This is a genomic window from Pseudomonas sp. X4 (assembly GCF_040784925.1).
In the GTDB taxonomy this organism is placed as follows: domain Bacteria; phylum Pseudomonadota; class Gammaproteobacteria; order Pseudomonadales; family Pseudomonadaceae; genus Aquipseudomonas; species Aquipseudomonas putida_Z.
In genome coordinates, this window is record NZ_CP160798.1 from 1,799,763 (window position 1) to 1,820,826 (window position 21,064).

The window sequence follows — 21,064 nt, forward strand, 5'->3', positions numbered from 1 at the left end:
TCAGCGACCGCGAACCGCTTGTTCCAGTTCGGCGAAGCTTGGGCGGTGCTTGGGGTACAGCACCTTGCGCCCGAACTCGACCGCCAGCGAAGGCGGCATGCCCGAGGCCGAGGCCACCAGCGAAGCCTTGATCGATTCGTAGAGGTTCAGCTCTTCCTTGGCATCGTGTTCCAGGCACTTGGCCAACGGGCCGAAGAAGCCGTAGGCCGCCAGGATACCGAAGAAGGTACCCACCAGTGCCGCACCCACATGGAGGCCGATGGAGGCCTGGTCACCGTCGCCGAGCGAGGCCATGGTCACCACGATACCCAGTACCGCCGCAACGATACCGAAGCCGGGCATGCCGTCGGCGATGCCGGTCACCGCATGGGACGGGTGCTCCAGTTCTTCCTTCATGCTCAGCAGTTCCATGTCGAACAGGCCCTCGAGCTCGTGCGGGGCCATGTTGCCGGTGGACATGATGCGCAGGTAATCGCAAACGAACGCGGTCATGCGTTCATCGGCCAGCACCGTCGGGTACTTGGCGAAGATCGGGCTGGCGGCGGCATCCTCGATGTCGGCCTCGATGGCCATCATGCCTTCGCGCCGGCTCTTGTTGAGGATCTCGTACACCAGGCCCAGCACTTCCAGGTAGAAGGCATGAGTGAAGCGCGAGCCGAACATCTTCATCGACTTCTTGATGACGTGCATGGTCATGTGGCCAGGGTTGGCCTGCAGGAATGCACCAAAGGCCGCACCGCCGATGATCAGTACTTCGAACGGCTGGATCAGCGCCGCGATCTTGCCGTGGGAAAGCACGTATCCGCCGAGCACGCTCGCGAATACGACGATGATGCCGATAATTTTAGCCATAGGTTCAAAGCACTTGCTGTCGTGGTCAGGGGAAGAGACGGGAGCTTTAAAACTCTTCTTCTACTTATCGGCAGAACTGCGCCAGACTATAGCCACTCAATGCGAAAAGCCAGTTCGGACTGATGTCAAAATGCCAATTGAAACCAAGGTGCCCGCTCAGGCTCCACGTACGCTAGAGGCCTGGGTAAAGCTGCTCGAGAGTGTTCGCATCCCCGTGCCGAAGCACAGCTACGACCGGGTCATGGCCGCCATCCACGATAGCCGCCGCTCGCTGCGCGATATCGCCGAACTGATGCAGGATAGCCCGGCACTGGTGCTGTCGGTGATGCGCGAAGCCAATCACCCCACCAATGCCAGCCTGGCAGAGCCCGCCGAAAGCCTGGAAGTCGCCCTCAACCGCCTGGGCCTGGAGCGCAGCGAACAGCTGCTCAAACGCCTGCCAGCTGTGCCCGTCGAAGAAATCCCGCCGGTACTGTGCCAGTTCCAGCTGATCAGCCAGCACGCCTCGCAGCAGGCCAGCGGCCTGTTCGCCAGCCGCCTGGCACGGCTGTGGCAGGAAATCCACTGGGGCAGCCTGTTGTTCCTGTCGCCACTCTGGCCGCTGGCGCTGGCCTACCCCAAGCTGCTCGATACCTGGGAGCTGCGGGTTATCCACAAGGGCGAAGACGCCGCCCATGTCGAGGAAGAACTGTTTGGCGTGCGCATCATGGAGCTTTGCCAGACCATGGCGGAGTACTGGCGCCTGCCACAATGGGTGACCCAGGGTTACCGCCTGTTGCTGGAAGAACGCGAACAACTGGCCCAGGTGCTCAGTATCGCCCGGGACCCGGACCTGCTCAGCCAGCAACACCGCCTGGACGCCGAGCCTGGCCTGCGCCGCTGGTTCAACCAGCCGGCCAACACCGTGCTGCTGGCCAACAACCTGGCCCTGGCGGCACAGGTGGGCTGGGACAACCCGCACCTGCTGCGCTGGCAGCTGTTGACCGCACTGTACCTGCAGACCTCGCTGGAAGACGTGCAGCAGCAGGTGCACCAGCAGGCTGCGGCCAGCGCCCGCCGCCATGCCCAGCATGCCCTGTTCCACCCGGCCGAAGCGCTGATCTGGCCCTGGCACCAGCGCCGCCCGCACCCAGACATGCTGGCTCCGCCACCGCCCACCGGCGACGAACTGGCGCGCTGGCGCAAGCTGTGCCAGGACCTTCTGGCCCAGCCCAGCCCGTTCACCAACAGCGTGCACCTGGCCACGCAGGTTATCGAGGCCCTTCTGGCATCTGGCATGCAGCGGATCCTGCTGCTGAGCCTGGACAAGGCCAACGACCAGCTGCGCGTGCAACAGATGGCCGGCCTGCCCAAGGAAGCCGGGGCACTGGTACTGCCGGTGGCGCAGAACAAACTGCTGCAAAAGCTGCTGGCCAAGGCCGGGCAATTGCGTATCACCCCGGAAAACCACAGCCAGTTCTCGGCCCTGCTGCCGGCCCCGCTGCGTGCCTTGTTCCGCAGCGAACACGTGCTGCTGCGCTCGCTGGCGGTGGCGGACCAGGTGCTGATGCTGATGGTGGCTGACCAGGGCTGCCGGCCGCTGGCCGACATCAGCGTGCAAGCCTTCGGCAAGACCGCACAGTGCACCGAACGGGCGCTGTCGGTGTTTGCCAACCGCAAGGCCTGAGCCTTGCGCTACAATCGCCCCTCTTTCCACACTGGAGACCGTGGATGACTGACTTTTCCGGCCTGCCCCTGGTGATCGAAGCCGCGGACCTGCTGCCGCGCCTGGATTCGCCACAGCTGATCCTGGTCGACCTGAGCAGCGCCAACCGCTATGTCAGCGGGCATATCCCCGGCGCACGCTTCGTCGAAGGCAAGCGTACCCAGCTTGGCCAGCCCCCCGCCCCCGGCCTGCTGCCGGCCCTGGGCGAGCTGGAAAAACTGTTCAGCGAACTCGGCCACCGCGACGATGCCGTGTATGTGGTGTATGACGATGAGGGCGGCGGCTGGGCCGGGCGCTTCATCTGGCTGCTCGACGTGATCGGCCACAAGCGTTACCACTACCTCAATGGCGGCATCCAGGCCTGGCCCGCCGACAAGCTCTCCACAGAAGTGCCCGCCAGCGGCAACACGCCGGTGCACCTGCGCATCGACAGTTCGCCCACCGCCACCCGCGAGTACCTGCAAAGCCGCCTGGGCGCCGACGACCTGGTCATCTGGGACGCCCGTGGCCCGCAGGAATTCAGCGGCGAGAAAGTGCTGGCAGCCAAGGGCGGCCACATCCCCGGCGCGATCAACTTCGAGTGGACCGCCGGCATGGACCTCAACGACCACCTGCGCATCCGCCAGGACATCGCCGAAGTCCTGCAGAACCTGGGCATCACCCCCGACAAGGAAGTGATCACCCACTGCCAGACCCACCGCCGCTCCGGTTTCACCTACCTGGTGGCCAAGGCCCTCGGCTACCCGCGCGTCAAGGCCTACGCCGGCTCGTGGAGCGAATGGGGCAACCACCCGGACACGCCTGTAGAAGTCTAAGGAACCTGCATGAAATCCCGTTTGTTCATCATCAGCCAGTACCTGCTGCCGCACCACCTGCTGTCGCGGCTGGCCGGCTGCATCGCCGAGTGCCGCGTGCGCTGGTTCAAGAACGCCTTCACCGCCTGGTTCGCCAAGCGTTACCAGGTCAACATGAGCGAAGCGCTGGTCGAGGACCTGAGCGCCTACGAGCACTTCAATGCATTCTTCACCCGCGCCCTGAAGCCGGGTGCCCGCCCGCTGGACGAGGCCCCGGGCGCCATCCTGTGCCCGGCCGACGGTGCCGTCAGCCAGCTTGGCCCGATCGAGCACGGCCGCATTTTCCAGGCCAAGGGCCACGGTTTCAGCGCACAGGAGCTGCTGGGCGGTGACCCGGCAATGGCCGCGCCGTTCATGGGCGGCGAGTTCGCCACCATTTACCTGTCGCCCAAGGATTACCACCGCGTGCACATGCCGCTGGCCGGTACCCTGCGTGAAATGGTCTACGTGCCGGGCCGCCTGTTCTCGGTCAACCAGACCACCGCAGAGAACGTCCCCGAGCTGTTCGCCCGCAACGAGCGTGTGGTCTGCCTGTTCGATACCGAGCGCGGGCCGATGGCCGTGGTGCTGGTTGGCGCGATGATCGTCGCTTCGATCGAAACCGTGTGGGCCGGGCTGGTGACGCCACCCAAGCGTGAACTGAAGACCTTCCGCTACGACGAAGCCAGCCGCGCGCCGATCCACCTGGAGAAAGGCGCCGAACTGGGCCGTTTCAAGCTGGGGTCGACTGCTATCGTGCTGTTCGGGCCGGAGCAGGTGAAGTGGGCGGAGACCCTGGGTGCTGGTTCCGCAGTGCGCATGGGGCAGCAGTTGGCGGTGCCTGTGCAGGCTTGATTCGAGCAGTATGAAAAGGCCCTGCACTACAGGGCCTTTTTATTGGGGCCGCTGTGCGGCCCTTCGCGGGCACGCCCGCTCCCACAGGGTAAGCGCGGCTCTCTCTGTGGGAGCGGGCGTGCCCGCGAAGGGCTGCGAAGCAGCCCCAAATTTGCAAATCAGCCGCGCGCGTCGCGGTCCCGCAGGCCCAGCAGATACAACACCCCATCCAGCCCCAGGGTAGAAATCGCCTGCTTGGCCGACTGGCGCACCAGCGGCTTGGCGCGGAACGCCACGCCCAGGCCGGCCAGCGACAGCATCGGCAGGTCGTTGGCACCGTCACCCACGGCAATGGTCTGCTCCAGCTGCAAGCCTTCTTCGCTGGCCAGCTTCTGCAGCAGCTCGGCCTTGCGCTGGGCATCGACGATCGGTTCCACAGCCACGCCGGTCACCTTGCCATCGACCACTTCCAGCTCGTTGGCGAACACATAGTCGATGCCCAGGCGCGCCTGCACCTGGCGGGCAAAGTAAGTGAAGCCACCGGACAGGATCGCCGTCTTGTAACCCAGACGCTTGAGCTCGGCAAACAGGTTCTCGGCACCCTCGGTCAGGCGCAGCGACGCACCGATCTCGTCCAGCACGCCCACATCCAGGCCCTTGAGCAGCGCCATGCGCTCCTTGAAGCTGGCGCGGAAGTCCAGCTCGCCACGCATGGCGCGCTCGGTGATCGCGGCTACCTGCTCACCCACGCCAGCGGCCTTGGCCAGTTCGTCGATGACTTCGGCTTCGATCAGCGTCGAGTCCATGTCGAATACCGCCAGGCGGCGGTTGCGGCGGAACAGGTCGTCCTTCTGGAAGGCGATGTCGATGCTCAGCTCTTCAGCCAAGGCGAAGAAGTCGGCACGCAGCGCCTGGGCATCGCTCGGCACGCCGCGCACGGAAATCTCGATGGCCGCCTTGCCCTTGTCGGTCTCGGCATCCAGCGCCACACGGGCCGACAGGCGCTCGATGCGCTCGATGGTCAGGCCGTACTGGCTGATCACCGCACTCACCCGCTGCAGCTGCTCGGGGGTGATCTTGCGGCTGAGCAAGGTGACGATGTGGCGCGCCTCGCCGTGGCCATCGGCCCAGTGCTGGTAGTCCGCCTCGGAAATCGGCGTGTAGCGGGCTTGCAGGTTCAGTTCGTGGGCCTTGGCCTGCACGCTCTGCAGCAGGGAGGTGGCCACTTCGTTGTCCGGGATATCGACCAGGATGCCGAACGACAAGGTACCGTGCATGACTGCCAGGCCAATGTCGAGGATGCTCACACCGCCCTGCAGCAGGACGCCGGTGATAGCCGCAGTGAGACCGGGACGGTCCTCACCGGTGATGTTGATCAGGACGATTTCGCGCACAACCTGGCTCCGACTTCGATGAAAAATGCGCATTCTACCGATTTTCCGTGACCGTCGGGCGCCAACGATACTTTGCCGACAAAACCCGGCTCGCTATACTGCCCCACACTTTCATGCCATTAAGAGCCGAGCTCAGTGAACCGGCCCACGCCCGTCAAAGCAGACAACTTCTTCCTGATGATCTATCGCGCCCTGAGTCAACGTCGCGTGCCGCTGGCACTGCGCATCGCCTGCACCAACATTTTCCTGGTGGCGCTGGCGTTGGTGATCTACGCCTGCGTGATGGGCCTGCAGTTCAAGCAGGCCATGCACGAGCAGGCCGATGCCCTGGGCCAGAGCCTGACCACCCAGACCGCCACCTCGGCGACCGAGCTGCTGGTGGCCAACGACATCCTCAGCCTCAACGTGCTGCTCGGCAACCTGGTGAAAAACCCGCTGGTGGCCCATGCGGCGATCTACAGCGTGGACAACCGTATCCTCGCCGAGGCCGGCCAGCGCCCGCGCAACAGCCTGCTGGGCGAGGCCGAAGGCCTGTACCAGACCAAGATCACCTTCCAGGACGTGACCGCCGGGCAACTGCGCATCAGCCTGGACATGAGCCAGTTCCAGCAGCCGATGCTGATCAGCCTGCAGAGCATGGGCATCCTTGCCGCCATCCTGCTGGTGCTGGCACTGACCCTGAGCCTGCGCCAGGGCCGCTTCATCACCCTGCCGCTGCTGCAGCTGCGGGTGTGGCTGCGCGACCCGCAACCCTATACCCCGGCCACCGACCGCCAGGACGAGATCGGCGACATCGCCCGCCAGCTGCACGCGCGCCTGGCCCCGCCGCCACCACCTGAGCCGGAGCCCGAAGAAGAGGACGACGAGCAGTTCGACGACTTGCACGACGCCGCCCCGGCAGCCAAGGCCGCACCGCGCGCCAAGCTTGCCGCCCAGGCGGACGAGGATGACGATGACGCCTTCGCCGGCCTGCTGGACGACGAAAGCGCGCCCAAGGCCGCCGTGGTCGAATCCGACGAGCCGCAGTACAGCGCCGTGCTTGCCGTGCAACTTGGTTCGCAGGAGCAGCTGCGTCGCCTGCCGCGCACGCGCCTGACCGAACTGACCGAGCGCTACCGTGATTGCCTGGAGCACGCTGCCTCGCTCTACGAGGGCGAAACCCACACACTCAACGACGGCAGCACCTTGGTGCTGTTCCACAGCCGCGACTGCGGCGAGGACTACCTGACCAACGCCATCTGCTGCGGCGAGCTGTTGCGCGCCCTGGGCCATGCCCTGCAGATCGAGGTTGCGGACAGCGGCATTACCCTGCAACTGCAACTGGGCCTGGCCCTGGGCAACGACCTGCAAGGGCTGGAGCTGGTAGACCTGCTGATGGCCGAAAAGGCCCAGGACGCCCTGGCGCTGTCGCAGCACAGCCGCAACCTGTTGCTGGTGGAGCGGCAGATCAGCGATGACACGCTAATTCGCCAGCGCGCCCGCATTCGCCCGATTGCCAGCCCTGAGGGCGCCTGCTGCGTGGAGCGCCTGATGGAGCCCTACCCGTCGATGCTGGAGCGGCAGTTGGCGCGGATGCACGAACGCCGGGTCTGATGCCGGGCTGGCCTCTTCGCGGGTAAACCCGCTCCCACAGGGCCTGCGCCAACCTGTGGGAGCGGGTTTACCCGCGAAGAGGCCAGCACAGACAGTACAAAAACAGCAGATACGAAAAAGCCCGCAACGATGCGGGCTTTTTCGTATCTGGCAGTTGGATCAGAACCGGTAGACTTCCATATCGGTACGAATCGGCGCAGCCATCGGGATCTTGGATTTCTCCGGCGTCTTTTTCACCTGCACCGGAGCAGCCGGCTTTTTTGGCGACTCTTCGGCAATCGCCGGCTGGTTGGCCAGCGGCTTGACCGCAGTGCTCAGCTGTTCGGCCAGCTTCTGCAGCAATTGGCCCTGGGCCTGTACCTGCGACGCCTCGCTGCCCGCGTGTGGCTGCTCGAGGTGAACGATGCGGTTGTCACGCACATGGCCACGGCGGTCCAACAAGCGCCACTGGGCATCCAGGACGGCCGGCTGGTCCTTGCCCGAGTCCAGGCGAGTAATCGACAGCAGTACTTGTACATCCGGGTTGAAACCGGTCGCCGCCGGGGCCAGCACCACGCGCTGGCTGTCCAGGCGCCAAGCGAGCTGGCGCACCAGCAGCTGGTCGATATCCGACGAAAGGCTACCGGCCCAACGACCGTCGGTCGCCGAACTCAGGCTGCCATCGGCCTGACGTTGCAGGAATGTCTCACGTTGCAGGTAATCGGCAACCGATACCGGGCCGAGCACCACGGCCATGCCCGCACTCTGCGAAGGCTGGCCAGGATCACCACTGTCGAGCTGGTACAGGGCAACCGGCTGGTGCATGGTGCACCCGCCAAGGCCCAGCAGGCCAGTCATCAACAGCGCAAATGGAAGGCGCAGAAATTTCATCATCCCATCCAGGCGGTCGCCAAAAGGCCAACCGCAGTGATACACATAGATTCAAACGGGCACACGGCCACGCCGGCACCGCAAGGGCCATATCATCCGCGAAATAACCGTCCGACTCCAGCATTTCTGCCCGGAACGACGCTGAAATTGCCGTTCCAGACATTTCAACCGGTTACGCCGGCACTTCCACCTGCAACCCATCGACCCGCTGGAACCCGCGTGGCAGCTTGCTGCCGCGCCGTCCGCGCTCGCCCTTGTAATGCTCCAGGTCGTCCGCTTTCAGAGATAGGGTACGCTTGCCGGCTTGCAATACAAGTGTCGCGCCATCGGCAATCACAGCCAAATCGGTAACAAATTCTTCACGGCTGGCTACCCGGTCGCCCGGCACCCCGATGATCTTGTTGCCCTTGCCTTTGCCCAGCTGAGGCAGGTCGCTGACCTTGAACACCAGCAGACGGCCTTCGGTAGTCACCGCCGCCAGCCAGTCCTGCTCGCGGTTGGCCACCGGTCGCGGGGTCATGACCTTGGCACCGTTGGGCAGGCTGAGCAAGCCCTTGCCGGCCTTGTTCTTGGCCTGCAGGTCTTCACCCTTGACCACGAAGCCATAGCCGGCGTCCGAAGCCACCACGTACAGCGCATCGTCGTCCGGCAACAGCACGCACTCGAAGGTGGCCCCCGGTGGTGGCGTCAGGCGGCCGGTCAGCGGTTCACCCTGACCACGCGCCGACGGCAGGCTGTGGGCGGCCAGCGAGTAGCTGCGGCCAGTGGAGTCGATAAGCACGGCAAACTGGTTGGAGCGCCCGGCGGCGGCGGCCTTGAAGCCATCGCCGGCCTTGTACGACAGGCCGGTGGCATCGATATCGTGGCCCTTGGCGCAGCGCACCCAGCCCTTCTCCGACAGCACCACGGTGACCGGCTCGGTCGGCATCAGTTCGTTTTCCGACAGCGCCTTGGCCTCGGCACGCTCGACGATCGGCGAGCGGCGGTCGTCGCCATAGGTTTCGGCATCCTTGATCAGCTCGCTGCGTACCAGTTTGCGCAGCTTGGCATCGCTGCCCAGCAGGGCGAGCAGTTTGGCCTGCTCTTTCAGCAGCTCGTCCTGCTCGCCACGGATCTTCATCTCTTCCAGGCGCGCCAGCTGCCGCAGGCGGGTCTCGAGGATGTAGTCGGCCTGGATTTCGGTCAGGTCGAACCGGGCGATCAGGGCTTGCTTGGGCTGGTCCTCGGTACGGATGATGTGGATAACTTCATCCAGGTTGAGGAACGCGGTCAGCAAACCTTCCAACAGGTGCAGACGCTTCTCCACCTTGTCCAGGCGGTGCTGCAGGCGGCGACGGACGGTAGTGGTACGGAACTCCAGCCACTCCAGCAGCAGCGCTCGCAGGTTCTTCAGCTGTGGCCTGCCGTCCAGGCCGATGATGTTGACGTTGACCCGGTAGCTGCTCTCCAGGTCGGTGGTGGCAAAAAGGTGCTGCATCAGTTCATCGGCATCCACGCGGTTGGAGCGCGGGATGATGACGATGCGGCACGGGTTCTCGTGGTCCGATTCGTCACGCAGGTCGGCGACCATCGGCAGCTTCTTGGCCTGCATCTGCGCGGCGATCTGCTCCAGCACCTTGGCCCCGGAGACCTGGTGCGGCAGCGCGGTGACGACGATATCGCCATCCTCGACGCGGTACACGGCGCGCATGCGGATGGAGCCGCGGCCGCTTTCGTACATCTTGAGGATTTCTGCCCGCGGCGTGACGATCTCGGCCTCGGTCGGGTAGTCCGGCCCCTGGATGTGCTCGCACAACTGCTCGATGGTGGCCTTGGGCTCGTCGAGCAGGCGCACACAGGCCGTGGCCACTTCACGCAGGTTGTGCGGCGGCACATCGGTGGCCATACCTACAGCGATACCAGTGGTGCCGTTGAGCAGGATGTTGGGCAGGCGAGCCGGCAGCACGGCCGGCTCCTGGAGGGTGCCGTCGAAGTTGGGCACCCAGTCCACGGTGCCCTGGCCGACTTCGCTGAGCAGCACTTCGGCGTAGCGCGAAAGACGCGCTTCGGTATAACGCATGGCGGCGAACGACTTCGGATCGTCCGGCGCACCCCAGTTGCCCTGGCCGTCGACCAGGGTATAGCGGTAGCTGAACGGCTGCGCCATCAGCACCATGGCCTCGTAGCAGGCCGAGTCGCCATGGGGGTGGAACTTGCCGAGCACGTCACCGACGGTACGCGCCGACTTCTTGTGCTTGGCATCGGCATCGAGCCCCAACTCGCTCATGGCGTAGACGATGCGTCGCTGCACCGGCTTCAGGCCATCGCCGATGTGCGGCAGGGCGCGGTCCATGATCACGTACATGGAGTAGTTGAGGTAGGCCTGTTCGGTGAAGTCAGCCAGCGAGCGGCGTTCCACGCCGTCCAGGCTGAGTTCCAGTGAGTCGCTCATGCGGGCCTCGTCATTTCAGGTTCTGGCGCAGCAGCATGGTGCCGCCGCGCTGGGTAAATTCAAGTTGTTTCAGGGCACTCATGCCCAGCAATACGGTCTGCCCGTCCAGGCCCGGCACCACGATGGCGCGCACGTCCTGCAGGCGGATATCCCCCAGCTGCAGGCTGGTCAGGCGCGTGCGGTAGCCTTCGGTACGGCCGTTGGCGGTACTGAGCTGCACCGGGCTGCCACGCTCCAGGCCCAGCTCGCGGCCCAGCGCCTCGGGGATGGCCACGTCGGTGGCACCTGTGTCGAGCATGAAATGCACCACCTGGCCGTTGATCGCGCCATCCATCACGAAGTGGCCCTGGCCGTTGCCCAGCAGGCGCACCTCGATAAAGCCTTCGCCATGCGACGACTGCACCTGGGCATTGGGGTTGCGCTGGCTGTCTTCCCATTGGCCGAAGAAACGCGTGGCAAGGAACAGCGCCGCCGCCCAGGCGACGATCATCAATACCTTGCCAGCCCGCTTGCCCGGTGCCTGGCTCATGGCTTGGCGCTCCATCCGCCTTCCGGCGCATCGAAGCGCCAGACGATCGGGCGTGCCTCGCCATCGGCGCGGGCACCGTTGTTGTTGTCCACACCGATCCAGGCGCCCTTGGCATCGATCACCAGAGCCTCGGCCAGGCCAAACGGCTGTTGATAGCGGCGCGACTCGACCAGGGCATCGGCAGCGAACGACCAGCAGCGCTCGACCTTGCCACTGTCGGTATCCCGACGGCACACCCGGTAGGCGTTGCGTTCGAGGGTGAACAGCTTGCCTTCGAACCAGGCAAGGTCAGCGAAGTCGCGCGACAGTGCCTGGGCATTGGGCATCTGCGCCGGCTGCATTTCGACGCCAGCCTCGCTCAGCAGCACGCAGCTGCGGCCACAGGTCCACACCGATTGCTGGCGCTCGATGGCCACCAGGCCCCGCCGCTCGCGCTCGGCGGCCAGCCACAGGCGGTCGCCCGCCGGGTTGATCGCCAGGCCTTCGAACAAGGCGTTGAAGTTCAGCAGCATGCCGCTGGCACGGGCCTGACGAACCATGGCCGGGTCGATCTTCAACCAGTCCGCTTCGCCTTCCAGCGGCAGTTGCAGCACTGCGGCATGCGCCTCGCTGACCAGGTACAGGTTACCCGCCTGGTCACAGCTGATGCCTTCGAAATCCAGCTCGCCACCACGAATATACGACGCCGCCCAGTTGCGCGACTTCAGGCCCCACGGCAAGCCACTTTCCGGCACCGCTGGCGGGGTGAAGGTGAGCGGCTGCGCGCGCCAGGTCGGGTTTTGCTGGTCGAAGCGGTAGATACGGTCGTCGTCGCGGTCGGACACGCCCCACAGCCCGCCCCGGCATTCCACCAGGCCAGACAGGTTGCCACCGCGCATGCCTTCGATCGGGTGCTCGGCGCTCAGCTTCAACTCTGGCCAGTTGCCCGCCAGGCTCGGCAGGGCAACCAGCGCCAGACAGGCAGCCAGAAGCCGCCGAATCAAACCATGACCTCGGCCAGGTTACCCTTGGTTTCCAGCCAGCTCTTGCGGTCACCCGCGCGCTTCTTGGCCAGCAGTTTGTCCATCAGCTCGCAGGTGGCCTGCACATCGTCCAGGGTCAGCTGCACCAAGCGCCGGGTGTTCGGGTCCATGGTGGTCTCGCGCAGCTGTGGCGGGTTCATCTCGCCCAGGCCCTTGAAGCGGGTGACCTGTGGCTTGCCGCGTTTCTTCTCGGCCACCAGGCGATCGAGGATACCGTCACGCTCGGCCTCGTCGAGGGCGTAGTAGATTTCCTTGCCCAGGTCGATGCGGTAAAGCGGCGGCATGGCCACGTACACATGCCCGGCCTCGACCAGCGCGCGGAAGTGCTGGACGAACAGCGCGCACAGCAGCGTGGCGATGTGCAGGCCGTCGGAGTCGGCGTCGGCAAGGATGCAGATCTTGCCGTAGCGCAGCTGCGCTAGGTCGGTGGCCCCCGGGTCGACGCCAATGGCCACGGCGATGTTGTGCACTTCCTGGCTGGCCAGGACTTCACCACCGTCCACTTCCCAGGTGTTGAGGATCTTGCCGCGCAGCGGCAGGATCGCCTGGAATTCCTTGTCGCGAGCCTGCTTGGCCGAGCCACCGGCCGAGTCACCCTCGACCAGGAACAGTTCGGCGCGCATCGGATCCTGGCCGGCGCAATCGGCCAGTTTGCCGGGGAGTGCCGGGCCCTGGGTGATGCGTTTGCGCTCGACCTTCTTGCTGGCCTTGAGGCGGCGACCGGCGTTGCTGATGGCCAGCTCCGCCAGTTGCATGCCCAGCTCGGGGTGGGCGTTGAGCCACAGGCTGAAGGCGTCCTTGACCACGCCGGAAACGAAGGCCGCCGCCTCGCGCGACGACAGGCGCTCCTTGGTCTGCCCGGAGAACTGCGGGTCCTGCATCTTCATCGACAGCACGAAGGTGATGCGTTCCCAGACGTCTTCCGGCGCCAGCTTCACGCCGCGCGGCAGCAGGCTGCGGAACTCGCAGAATTCGCGCATGGCATCCAGCAGGCCCTGGCGCAGGCCGTTGACGTGGGTGCCGCCCTGGGCGGTAGGGATCAGGTTGACGTAGCTTTCCTGGATGCTGTCGCCGCCTTCTGGCAGCCACAGCAAGGCCCAGTCCACCGCCTCCTTGTTACCGGCCAGGCTGCCGCAGAACGGCTCGTCGGGCAGGCGCTGGAACTCGTTTACCGAGTCGACCAGGTAGGAGCGCAGGCCGTCCTCGTAGTGCCATTCGACCTTCTCGCCGCTGGCCTTGTCCTCGAAGCTGACCAGCAGGCCCGGGCACAGCACGGCCTTGGCCTTGAGCACGTGCTTGAGGCGGCTGATGGAGAACTTCGGCGAATCGAAGTACTTGGGGTCGGGGCTGAAGTACACGCTGGTACCGGTGTTGCGCTTGCCGACCGAGCCGACCACTTCCAACTCGCTGGCCTTGAAGCCATCGGCGAAGGTCATCTGGTATTCGTTGCCGTCACGTTTGACGCGCACGCGCACCTGGGTCGACAGGGCGTTTACTACCGAGATGCCCACGCCGTGAAGGCCACCGGAGAACTGGTAGTTCTTGTTGGAGAACTTGCCGCCGGCGTGCAGTTTGGTGAGGATCAGCTCGACCCCGGAAACGCCCTCTTCCGGGTGGATGTCCACCGGCATGCCGCGACCATCGTCGCTGACTTCCAGCGAGTGGTCGGCATGGAGGATGACCTGCACCGAACGGGCGTGACCGGCCAGGGCTTCGTCGACACTGTTGTCGATGACTTCCTGGGCCAGGTGGTTGGGGCGGCTGGTATCGGTGTACATGCCCGGCCGCTTGCGGACCGGGTCAAGGCCCGAGAGGACTTCGATGGCGTCTGCGTTATAGGCGCTAGCGCTGGGAGTGGCCATAGGGTCTCGTCGTCAGTCTGGTGAATGCAAAAAAGTCAAAATACAGAAAAATCGAGCGCTGCGTACTGCCCAGGGGCAATGCCGGCAAAGGCCAGCAGTGCCGGCAGGCGCTCGGCGAAGCCCTGGAAGCTGTGGTCGCCACCGGCCTGGATGCGCAGCGCACAAGCACGGTAATAGCGCTCGGCGTGGCGATAGTCCAGGGTTTCATCGGCGGTCTGCAGCCACACTTGATAGCGGCTGGCGTCCACCGGGGCTGGTACTTCCAGCTCGGCCAGGGCCTGCACATGATCGTGGGTGAGCTCCCAGGCTTCACCGGTGTAGTGATTGTGCTGGTTCCCCAGGTAGCCGTCGAAATGCTTGTGCGGTGTTACCGCCGGGTTCACCAGCAGGGCCTTGAGGCCGTGGCGCTCGGCCAGACAGGTGGCATAGTAGCCGCCGAGCGAACTGCCCACCAGCAGTGGCGCGCCCAGCTCGGCGATGGCCGCTTCGAGCTGGGCGATGGCCTGCCGTGGGTGGTGGTGCAAGGCGGGCACCCGCAATTGGGCCGACAGGCCCAGTTGCTGCATCACGGCCTCGAGTTGGCGCGCCTTGGTCGAAAGTGGCGAGCTGTTGAAGCCATGGATATAGAGGATGGAACCCGACATGCTGCCCCCGGAATCTGTGGCTTCGCGCCCGGTGATATGGGCGCAGGGACGCGCAGTGTAGCGCGTTCGCCGGGTTTTGGCGCCGCACAGGGGTTTTAGCAACAAATTCTTCAACAGCTTTGAGAGTGCCGGGGGCGCTTTGCGCCCCTATCGCGACACAAGACCGCTCCCACAGGGGTACGCGATCTCCTGTGGGAGCGGCCTTGTGTCGCGATAGGGCTGCGCAGCAGCCCCAAAATCCTCAATAACCAGGGCTATCGAAGTCGAGCTTCACCTGGAAATCCAGTGCCCGCTCCACCCCGGTCTCCAACCGCCCGTCGGCGTGCAGGCGCAGCCAGCGGTATCCAGGCTGCTCCTCGCTCACCTTGAAATCCTCGCTGCGCGCCGCAAACTGGATACAGGTCGACGGAGTAGCCAGCAGGCGACGGCCGTCGCGCACTTCATCCCATTCCTGGTGCACATGCCCCCACAGCAGCGCCCGCACCTGTGGATAACCCTCGACGATATCGAACAGCGCCTGGGCATTGCGCAAGCCGATCGGCGCGATCCAGGCACAGCCGATATCCACCGGCTGATGGTGGAAGCACACCAGGCAATGCCGTTCACCCGCCTCTCGCAAGGCCGTTTCCAGCACTGCCAGCTGGTCATCCTCCAACAGCCCGTGCGTCGCCCCGGGTACGGCCGTGTTGAGCATGACGATGCGCCACGCACCGATATCGGTCACCGCCTGTACCAGCTCCGGCGCCACTTGCGCCATGACTCGGGCCTCGTCATGGTTGCCAGGCAACCAGCGGGTGGGCACGGCAAACGGTGCGGTCAGCTCACGGAATGCTTCATAGGACGCTACGCTGGCGTCCTGGGACAGGTCGCCAGTGCACAGCAGCAGGTCGACAAGCGGTTGCTCCCGCCGCACCTGGGCCACTACATGGCGCAGGCTGTCACGGGTATTGAGGCCCAGCATGCTGCCGGCCGGGTCGGCGAACAGGTGAGCATCGGTCAGTTGCACCACATGCACGGGGCGCGATTGGTCTGGCTGCGGCAACGGCCGTCTCCTCGAACGGATTCAGCGCGAATTATGGCTGCACAACGGGTGCGAGCAAACACCCACGAACGACCTGCGTCACACTTCAGCGAACGCTCGCCAGTTCGTGACCACAAGCCAGGCAGTGGCTCAGCCATTCACCGAGGAACAGGTTGAGCTGGGCCTTTTCGTCCGGCTGGTGCATGGCCTCGTTCGGATACGGGTAGATGCTGCGCAGGCGCCGGGTGTGTTCGGCACTGACCACTTCGGCCATGCGCGCATCGTGGTACACCTGCACTTCCAGGTGCGGCACCGGCAACCACGGCAGGCTGTGCTCCTGGCGCACGTGCAGGGTGGTGGTATACGGGCAGGCCAGCACCACGTCGAGCACCAGCACGCCAAGCATCTGGTCGCCCTGGGTCATGCCGATGCGGCGCGAGCTCTGGGTGGTGCGCATGTCGGGCAACAGGCGCATCAGCCGGGCGTAGTTGGCCTCGCAGGCTGCCTGCAGCCCGACCAGGTCTACCCGATAACGCTCGCGCAGCAGGTTCACTTCCACATACCTCGTACTTCGTCACGGTTCAGCGCCAGCCATTGCAGGCCGATGATGGTCGCCGCGTTGCAGATGCGCCCGTCGCGCACCGCCTGCATGGCATCCTCGAACGACCACACGCGCACGCGAATGTCCTCGCCCTCTTCTTCCAGGCCATGCAGGCCGCCCGCCCCTTCACTGCTGCAACGGCCGAGGAACAGGTGAACGTATTCGTCACTGCCGCCGGGCGACGGGAAGTAACGGGTCATCGGCCACAGGGCGCTGAAGGCCAGGCCGGCTTCTTCTTCGGCTTCGCGGTGGGCGACTTCCTCGGGTTGCTCGTCCTTGTCGATCAGCCCGGCCACCATCTCGATCAGCCAGGGGTTGTCGACCTTGTCCAGTGCACCGACGCGGAACTGCTCGATCAGCACCACTTCATCGCGCAACGGGTCGTACGGCAGCACGCACACCGCATCATGGCGCACGAACAGTTCGCGGCTGATCTCGCGGCCCATGCCCCCGGCAAACAACTCGTGGCGCAGGCGTAGCTTGTCGAGCTTGTAAAAGCCCTGGAAGCAGTTGGCCCGCTCGATGATTTCGAAGCCCTTGGGCACTGAGTTCAACGCGTCTGACATGGAAATCCTCATTACCTCGAATACCGCATCGCGCCATCCTACTCTGCACGCCTGCCGGTTTCATCCCTTTCCGGCAACCGTTCGCGCACTCGGGACAGCGCGCCTTCTCTCTGTTAGCTTAGTGGCGAACTGAAGGCCGCGCAGACGGTCAAAGGCCGACTTTTCCCTGTTCTGCAAGGATCCTCATGACACTTGTCAAACTGACTTCCGTGGCTGTGCTGGCCCTGGCCCTGGGTGCCTGCCAAAGCCTGTTCACGCCCAACTACCGGGCGCCGCTCGAGGTCAAGCGTGATGCCTGGGAGCATGTCAAACCCGGCTGCAGCGAAAGCGACTGCCCGCTGGTGAACATCGACATGATCCACTTCCCGGCCTTGCCCAAGCTCGATGGCATCGTCGAGAAACGCCTGCTGCAACTGACCGAAGACAACCAGCGCGGCAACGCACCGACCAGCCTGCAAGCCTACGAGCAGCAGTACCTGGCCAGTGCCGACAAGCGCAACAGCAGCTACCTTCAGGCCAAGGTACGCGAGCAGCATGACGGACTGGTGATCATCGAACTGTCCAGCTACCTGGACAGCGGCGGCGCCCATGGCATGCCCGGGCGTGGTTTCATCAACTATTCGCGCAAGCTGGACAAGGTGCTGACCCTGCAGGACATGCTGGTGCCTGGCCAGGAAGACACCTTCTGGAAAACCGTCGAGGAGTCGCACCGCGCCTGGCTGATCAGCGTAGGCATGGACAAGGACGCCGAGTTCATCAAGACCTGGCCGTTCAAGCAGTCGCCGCACGTCGCCCTGACGTACGGCGCGGTGGTGGTCAAGTACGAGGTCTATTCCATCGCGCCCTACTCCATGGGCCACGTGGAATTGAAGATCCCGTACCCACGCCTGAATGGCGTGCTCAAGCCCGAGCTGTTTCCCGGCCGCGGCTGAAGCTCAACAGCCCGTGCAGTAGCCCTGCCAGCAGCAATGCTGGCAGGGTCGCACCCAGGTCGGGCGCTTGCGCGGCGATCAGATGGTACGCGGCAACGCCCACCGCCCAGGCCAGCAGTGCCTGCCAGTGCAAGCCATGCACCTGTGCCGGCAAGCGGCGGCGACGGATCACGTAATGGTCCATCAATACCACACCGAACAACGGTGCAAACACCGAGCCGATCAGCAGCAGGAAGTTCTCGTACTGTGCCAGTGGCGCCAGCAAGGCGATCAGCGTGCACAGCACGCCAATGGCCAGCGCCAGGTGCTCGACCTTCAGGCGCACCAGCACACCGGTGGAAACGGCTGCCGAGTGAATGTCGGCAAAAGCCTTTTCCGACTCGTCCAGCAGAATCAGCAGCAGTGGAATGCCCATGCCGGCGCCCGCCAGGGCCAGCAGCAGGGCGTTGGCTTCGCCATTGCCGGCGAAGGCCAAGGTGTAGCCCACGCCCAGGCTCATCAGCCAGGTGTTGCCGATGAAGTAGCCCACCACCGTACCGCCGAATACATGTTTGCCGTTACGGGCAAAACGCGAGTAATCCGCGATCAGCGGCAACCAGGACAGCGGCATGGCAATGGCGATGTCGAAGCCCACGGCCAGCGACATCGAACCGTCACCGGCACGGTCCCACAGTGCCGCCAGGTCGGCCTTGGCGAACAGGTTCCAGGTCAGCCACAGGCAAGCGCCCAGCAGCAGCCAGATGCCCCAGGTGCGCAGCACCTTGCGCACGAACGCCAGCGGCCCACCGACTGCGAGCAGGGTGGCCAGGGCGCCGAAGCACAGGGTCCAGAGCATAGGGCTGTTCCAGGCGCTGGCTTCGCCGAACGCCCGCGCGCCCAGCAGGCTGGCGGCATCGCGCATGACGATGATCTCGAACGCGCCCCAGCCCACCAGTTGCAGCAGGTTGAGCATCGCCGGCAAACGCGCGCCATGGCCACCCAGGCTCAGTTTCAGCGTGCCCATGGCCGACAGGCCGGTATCGCTGCCGATGACACCGGCAGCCCCCAGCAGCAGCACACCCACACCGGTGCCCAGGGCGATAGCCAGCACCGCGCCGGCAAGGCCCAGGCCAGGGGCCAGCATGGCGCCGACCTGCAGCACCATCAGGCCGATGCCGAGGGAGAACCATAGCGAGAACAGGTCGCGGGCGCCGAAGATGCGCTGGGCGGTGGGGACCGGGTGGTCGGGGGAGAATTGGCTGGGTGATGTCATGGTTGGCGCTCGCCGGCAATGTTGTTGGTGTTCCTGGCGAGGACTTCGTCCTCGTATCGCGACACAAGGCCGCTCCCACAAAAACCGCGCTAGCCTCAAGCCTTGCGCAGTCCCTGTGGGAGCGGCCTTGCGTCGCGAAAGGGCCGCAAAGCGGCCCCAGCGGTCTTAGACTTTGCGATACAGCTGGCTGCCTTCCTGGCGGAACCGCTCGGCCTGCTCACGCATGCCTTGCTCGACCGTCACATCCACGGTTTCGATCTTGGCGGCGTATTCACGCACTTCCTGGGTGATCTTCATCGAGCAGAACTTCGGCCCGCACATCGAGCAGAAGTGCGCGACCTTGGCCGATTCCTTTGGCAGGGTCTCGTCGTGGTAGGCACGGGCAGTGTCCGGGTCCAGGCCGAGGTTGAACTGGTCTTCCCAACGGAACTCGAAGCGTGCCTTGGACAAGGCGTTGTCACGAATCTGCGCACCTGGGTGGCCCTTGGCAAGGTCGGCGGCATGAGCTGCGATCTTGTAGGTAATGATGCCGGTCTTCACGTCATCCTTGTTCGGCAGGCCCAGGTGCTCCTTGGGCGTGACGTAGCAGAGCATCGCGCAACCGAACCAGCCGATCATCGCCGCACCAATGCCCGAGGTGATGTGGTCGTAGCCAGGAGCGATATCGGTGGTCAGCGGGCCGAGGGTGTAGAACGGCGCCTCGTCGCAGCACTCCAGCTGCTTGTCCATGTTCTCCTTGATCAGCTGCATCGGCACGTGGCCGGGGCCTTCGATCATGCACTGCACGTCGTGCTTCCAGGCGATCTTGGTCAGCTCGCCAAGGGTTTCCAGCTCACCGAACTGCGCGGCATCGTTGGCGTCGGCAATCGAGCCGGGGCGCAGGCCGTCGCCCAGCGAGAAGCTGACGTCGTAGGCCTTCATGATTTCGCAGATTTCGTCGAAGTGGGTGTACAGGAAGTTTTCCTTGTGGTGCGCCAGGCACCACTTGGCCATGATCGAGCCACCACGGCTGACGATACCGGTGACGCGCTTGGCGGTCAGCGGCACATAGCGCAGCAACACACCGGCGTGGATGGTGAAGTAGTCCACGCCCTGCTCGGCCTGCTCGATCAGGGTGTCGCGGAACAGCTCCCAGGTCAGGTCTTCGGCCACGCCGTTGACCTTTTCCAGGGCCTGGTAGATCGGCACGGTACCAATCGGCACCGGCGAGTTGCGGATGATCCACTCACGGGTTTCGTGAATGTGCTTGCCGGTGGACAGGTCCATGACCGTGTCCGAACCCCAGCGGATGCCCCAGGTCAGCTTGGCCACTTCTTCCTCGATCGAGGAACCCAGGGCGCTGTTGCCGATGTTGCCGTTGATCTTCACCAGGAAGTTGCGGCCGATGATCATCGGCTCCACTTCCGGGTGGTTGATGTTGGCCGGGATGATCGCGCGGCCACGGGCGATTTCCTGGCGAACGAACTCGGGGGTGATTTCTTTCGGGATGTTGGCCCCGAAGCTGTGGCCGGCGTGCTGCTCGTCGAGCAGGCCGGCGGCGCGTGCCTCTTGCAGCTTCATGTTTTCGCGGATGGCCACGTATTCCATCTCGGCGGTGATGATGCCCTGGCGGGCATAGTGCATCTGCGAGACGTTGGCGCCCGCCTTGGCACGGCGCGGGTTGCGCACGTGGGCGAAACGCAGCTTGGCCAGTTCGGCATCGTTCAGGCGCTGCTGGCCGAAGTCGGAGCTAAGGCCAGCCAGGCGCTCGGTGTCACCGCGTGCCTCGATCCACGCCGAACGCACGTCGGCCAGGCCCTTGCGCACGTCGATGACAACGTTGGGGTCGGTGTACGGGCCGGAAGTATCGTAGACCAGCACCGGGGCATTGGACTCGCCACCGAAATCGGTCGGGGTGTCGTCCAGGCTGATTTCACGCATGGGCACGCGGATGTCCGGACGCGAGCCTTCGACATACACCTTGCGCGAACGCGGGAACGGTTGCACGGACTGCTGATCGACTTGCGCCGATTCGCTGAGGTTGATCGCTTTTTCTTGTTTGGTCATCACAGGCTCTCCAGACGGCTTCCTAGCAGTGGAATGTCGGGGTGAACCTGAAAGGCGCGGACGCACCCTTGATGGGT

Annotated in this window: 18 protein-coding genes; 5 read left to right on the forward strand and 13 right to left on the reverse strand. The window is 64.6% G+C overall.

Annotated elements, in window-relative coordinates; translation table 11 throughout:
• A complete protein-coding gene (motA, locus tag ABX298_RS07935) occupies window positions 1–852 on the reverse strand; it encodes a flagellar motor stator protein MotA (protein WP_015272014.1) in 852 nt (283 codons plus the stop codon).
• Window positions 853–982: 130 nt separating this feature from the next.
• On the opposite strand from motA, the gene ABX298_RS07940 reads away from it, so the two are divergent.
• The 3 genes from ABX298_RS07940 to asd are packed head-to-tail and all read left to right on the forward strand — an operon-like array spanning window position 983 to window position 4,245.
• A complete protein-coding gene (locus ABX298_RS07940; protein ID WP_075046532.1) occupies window positions 983–2,518 on the forward strand; it encodes an HDOD domain-containing protein in 1,536 nt (511 codons plus the stop codon).
• Window positions 2,519–2,562: 44 nt separating this feature from the next.
• Window positions 2,563–3,372, forward strand: a complete 810-nt coding sequence (locus tag ABX298_RS07945) for a rhodanese-like domain-containing protein (RefSeq protein ID WP_075046533.1) — start codon at window positions 2,563–2,565, stop codon at window positions 3,370–3,372.
• A 9-nt stretch (window positions 3,373–3,381) separates the two neighbouring features.
• Window positions 3,382–4,245 (forward strand): archaetidylserine decarboxylase, encoded by an 864-nt coding sequence (gene asd / locus ABX298_RS07950; protein ID WP_075046534.1) that lies wholly within the window; start codon window positions 3,382–3,384, stop codon window positions 4,243–4,245.
• 158 nt (window positions 4,246–4,403) lie between these two features.
• Here the strand turns inward: asd and serB are convergent, their stop codons facing one another.
• Complete coding sequence (serB, locus tag ABX298_RS07955) at window positions 4,404–5,618, reverse strand: phosphoserine phosphatase SerB (protein WP_025340836.1); 1,215 nt, start codon at window positions 5,616–5,618, stop codon at window positions 4,404–4,406.
• A gap of 135 nt (window positions 5,619–5,753) precedes the next feature.
• On the opposite strand from serB, the gene ABX298_RS07960 reads away from it, so the two are divergent.
• Window positions 5,754–7,211 carry an AhpA/YtjB family protein gene (locus ABX298_RS07960; protein WP_075046536.1) on the forward strand — a complete coding sequence of 486 codons (1,458 nt, stop codon included), beginning with the start codon at window positions 5,754–5,756 and terminating at the stop codon, window positions 7,209–7,211.
• Window positions 7,212–7,370: 159 nt separating this feature from the next.
• Here the strand turns inward: ABX298_RS07960 and ABX298_RS07965 are convergent, their stop codons facing one another.
• The 9 genes from ABX298_RS07965 to ABX298_RS08005 all read right to left on the reverse strand — a co-directional run bounded on the left by ABX298_RS07965 (window position 7,371) and on the right by ABX298_RS08005 (window position 16,757).
• Complete coding sequence (locus tag ABX298_RS07965) at window positions 7,371–8,081, reverse strand: membrane integrity-associated transporter subunit PqiC (RefSeq protein ID WP_025340838.1); 711 nt, start codon at window positions 8,079–8,081, stop codon at window positions 7,371–7,373.
• Between the two features lie 172 nt (window positions 8,082–8,253).
• On the reverse strand, window positions 8,254–10,512 hold the full coding sequence (parC, locus tag ABX298_RS07970) for a DNA topoisomerase IV subunit A (RefSeq protein ID WP_075046538.1): 2,259 nt from the start codon (window positions 10,510–10,512) through the stop codon (window positions 8,254–8,256).
• Window positions 10,513–10,522: 10 nt separating this feature from the next.
• Window positions 10,523–11,041, reverse strand: coding sequence for a TIGR02281 family clan AA aspartic protease (locus ABX298_RS07975; RefSeq protein ID WP_061550657.1), 519 nt, complete (start codon window positions 11,039–11,041; stop codon window positions 10,523–10,525).
• Window positions 11,038–12,024, reverse strand: a complete 987-nt coding sequence (locus tag ABX298_RS07980) for an esterase-like activity of phytase family protein (protein ID WP_025340841.1) — start codon at window positions 12,022–12,024, stop codon at window positions 11,038–11,040. Before ABX298_RS07980 ends, ABX298_RS07975 begins: the two co-directional genes overlap by 4 nt.
• The gene (gene parE / locus ABX298_RS07985; RefSeq protein WP_367394270.1) at window positions 12,021–13,925 is read right to left on the reverse strand and encodes a DNA topoisomerase IV subunit B; all 1,905 of its coding nucleotides are present in this window, start codon (window positions 13,923–13,925) and stop codon (window positions 12,021–12,023) included. The genes ABX298_RS07980 and parE overlap by 4 nt, the downstream gene beginning before the upstream one ends.
• 35 nt (window positions 13,926–13,960) lie before the next feature.
• Entirely contained in the window at window positions 13,961–14,569 is a 609-nt protein-coding gene (locus ABX298_RS07990) for a YqiA/YcfP family alpha/beta fold hydrolase (protein WP_367394271.1), read from the reverse strand.
• Window positions 14,570–14,810: 241 nt separating this feature from the next.
• Window positions 14,811–15,611 carry a 3',5'-cyclic-AMP phosphodiesterase gene (gene cpdA / locus ABX298_RS07995; protein ID WP_075046540.1) on the reverse strand — a complete coding sequence of 267 codons (801 nt, stop codon included), beginning with the start codon at window positions 15,609–15,611 and terminating at the stop codon, window positions 14,811–14,813.
• An 85-nt stretch (window positions 15,612–15,696) separates the two neighbouring features.
• On the reverse strand, window positions 15,697–16,149 hold the full coding sequence (locus ABX298_RS08000) for a DUF1249 domain-containing protein (protein ID WP_016501905.1): 453 nt from the start codon (window positions 16,147–16,149) through the stop codon (window positions 15,697–15,699).
• The gene (locus ABX298_RS08005) at window positions 16,140–16,757 is read right to left on the reverse strand and encodes an NUDIX domain-containing protein (protein WP_015272022.1); all 618 of its coding nucleotides are present in this window, start codon (window positions 16,755–16,757) and stop codon (window positions 16,140–16,142) included. The genes ABX298_RS08000 and ABX298_RS08005 overlap by 10 nt, the downstream gene beginning before the upstream one ends.
• A 185-nt stretch (window positions 16,758–16,942) precedes the next feature.
• On the opposite strand from ABX298_RS08005, the gene ABX298_RS08010 reads away from it, so the two are divergent.
• The gene (locus ABX298_RS08010) at window positions 16,943–17,689 is read left to right on the forward strand and encodes an RsiV family protein (RefSeq protein WP_025340845.1); all 747 of its coding nucleotides are present in this window, start codon (window positions 16,943–16,945) and stop codon (window positions 17,687–17,689) included.
• Here ABX298_RS08010 and cytX read toward each other — a convergent pair.
• Together cytX and thiC are read right to left on the reverse strand one after the other, a co-directional pair.
• Entirely contained in the window at window positions 17,658–18,941 is a 1,284-nt protein-coding gene (gene cytX / locus ABX298_RS08015) for a putative hydroxymethylpyrimidine transporter CytX (protein WP_075046542.1), read from the reverse strand. The genes ABX298_RS08010 and cytX overlap by 32 nt on opposite strands.
• 165 nt (window positions 18,942–19,106) lie before the next feature.
• On the reverse strand, window positions 19,107–20,987 hold the full coding sequence (thiC, locus tag ABX298_RS08020; protein ID WP_286100660.1) for a phosphomethylpyrimidine synthase ThiC: 1,881 nt from the start codon (window positions 20,985–20,987) through the stop codon (window positions 19,107–19,109).
• Between the last annotated feature and the right edge of the window lie 77 nt (window positions 20,988–21,064).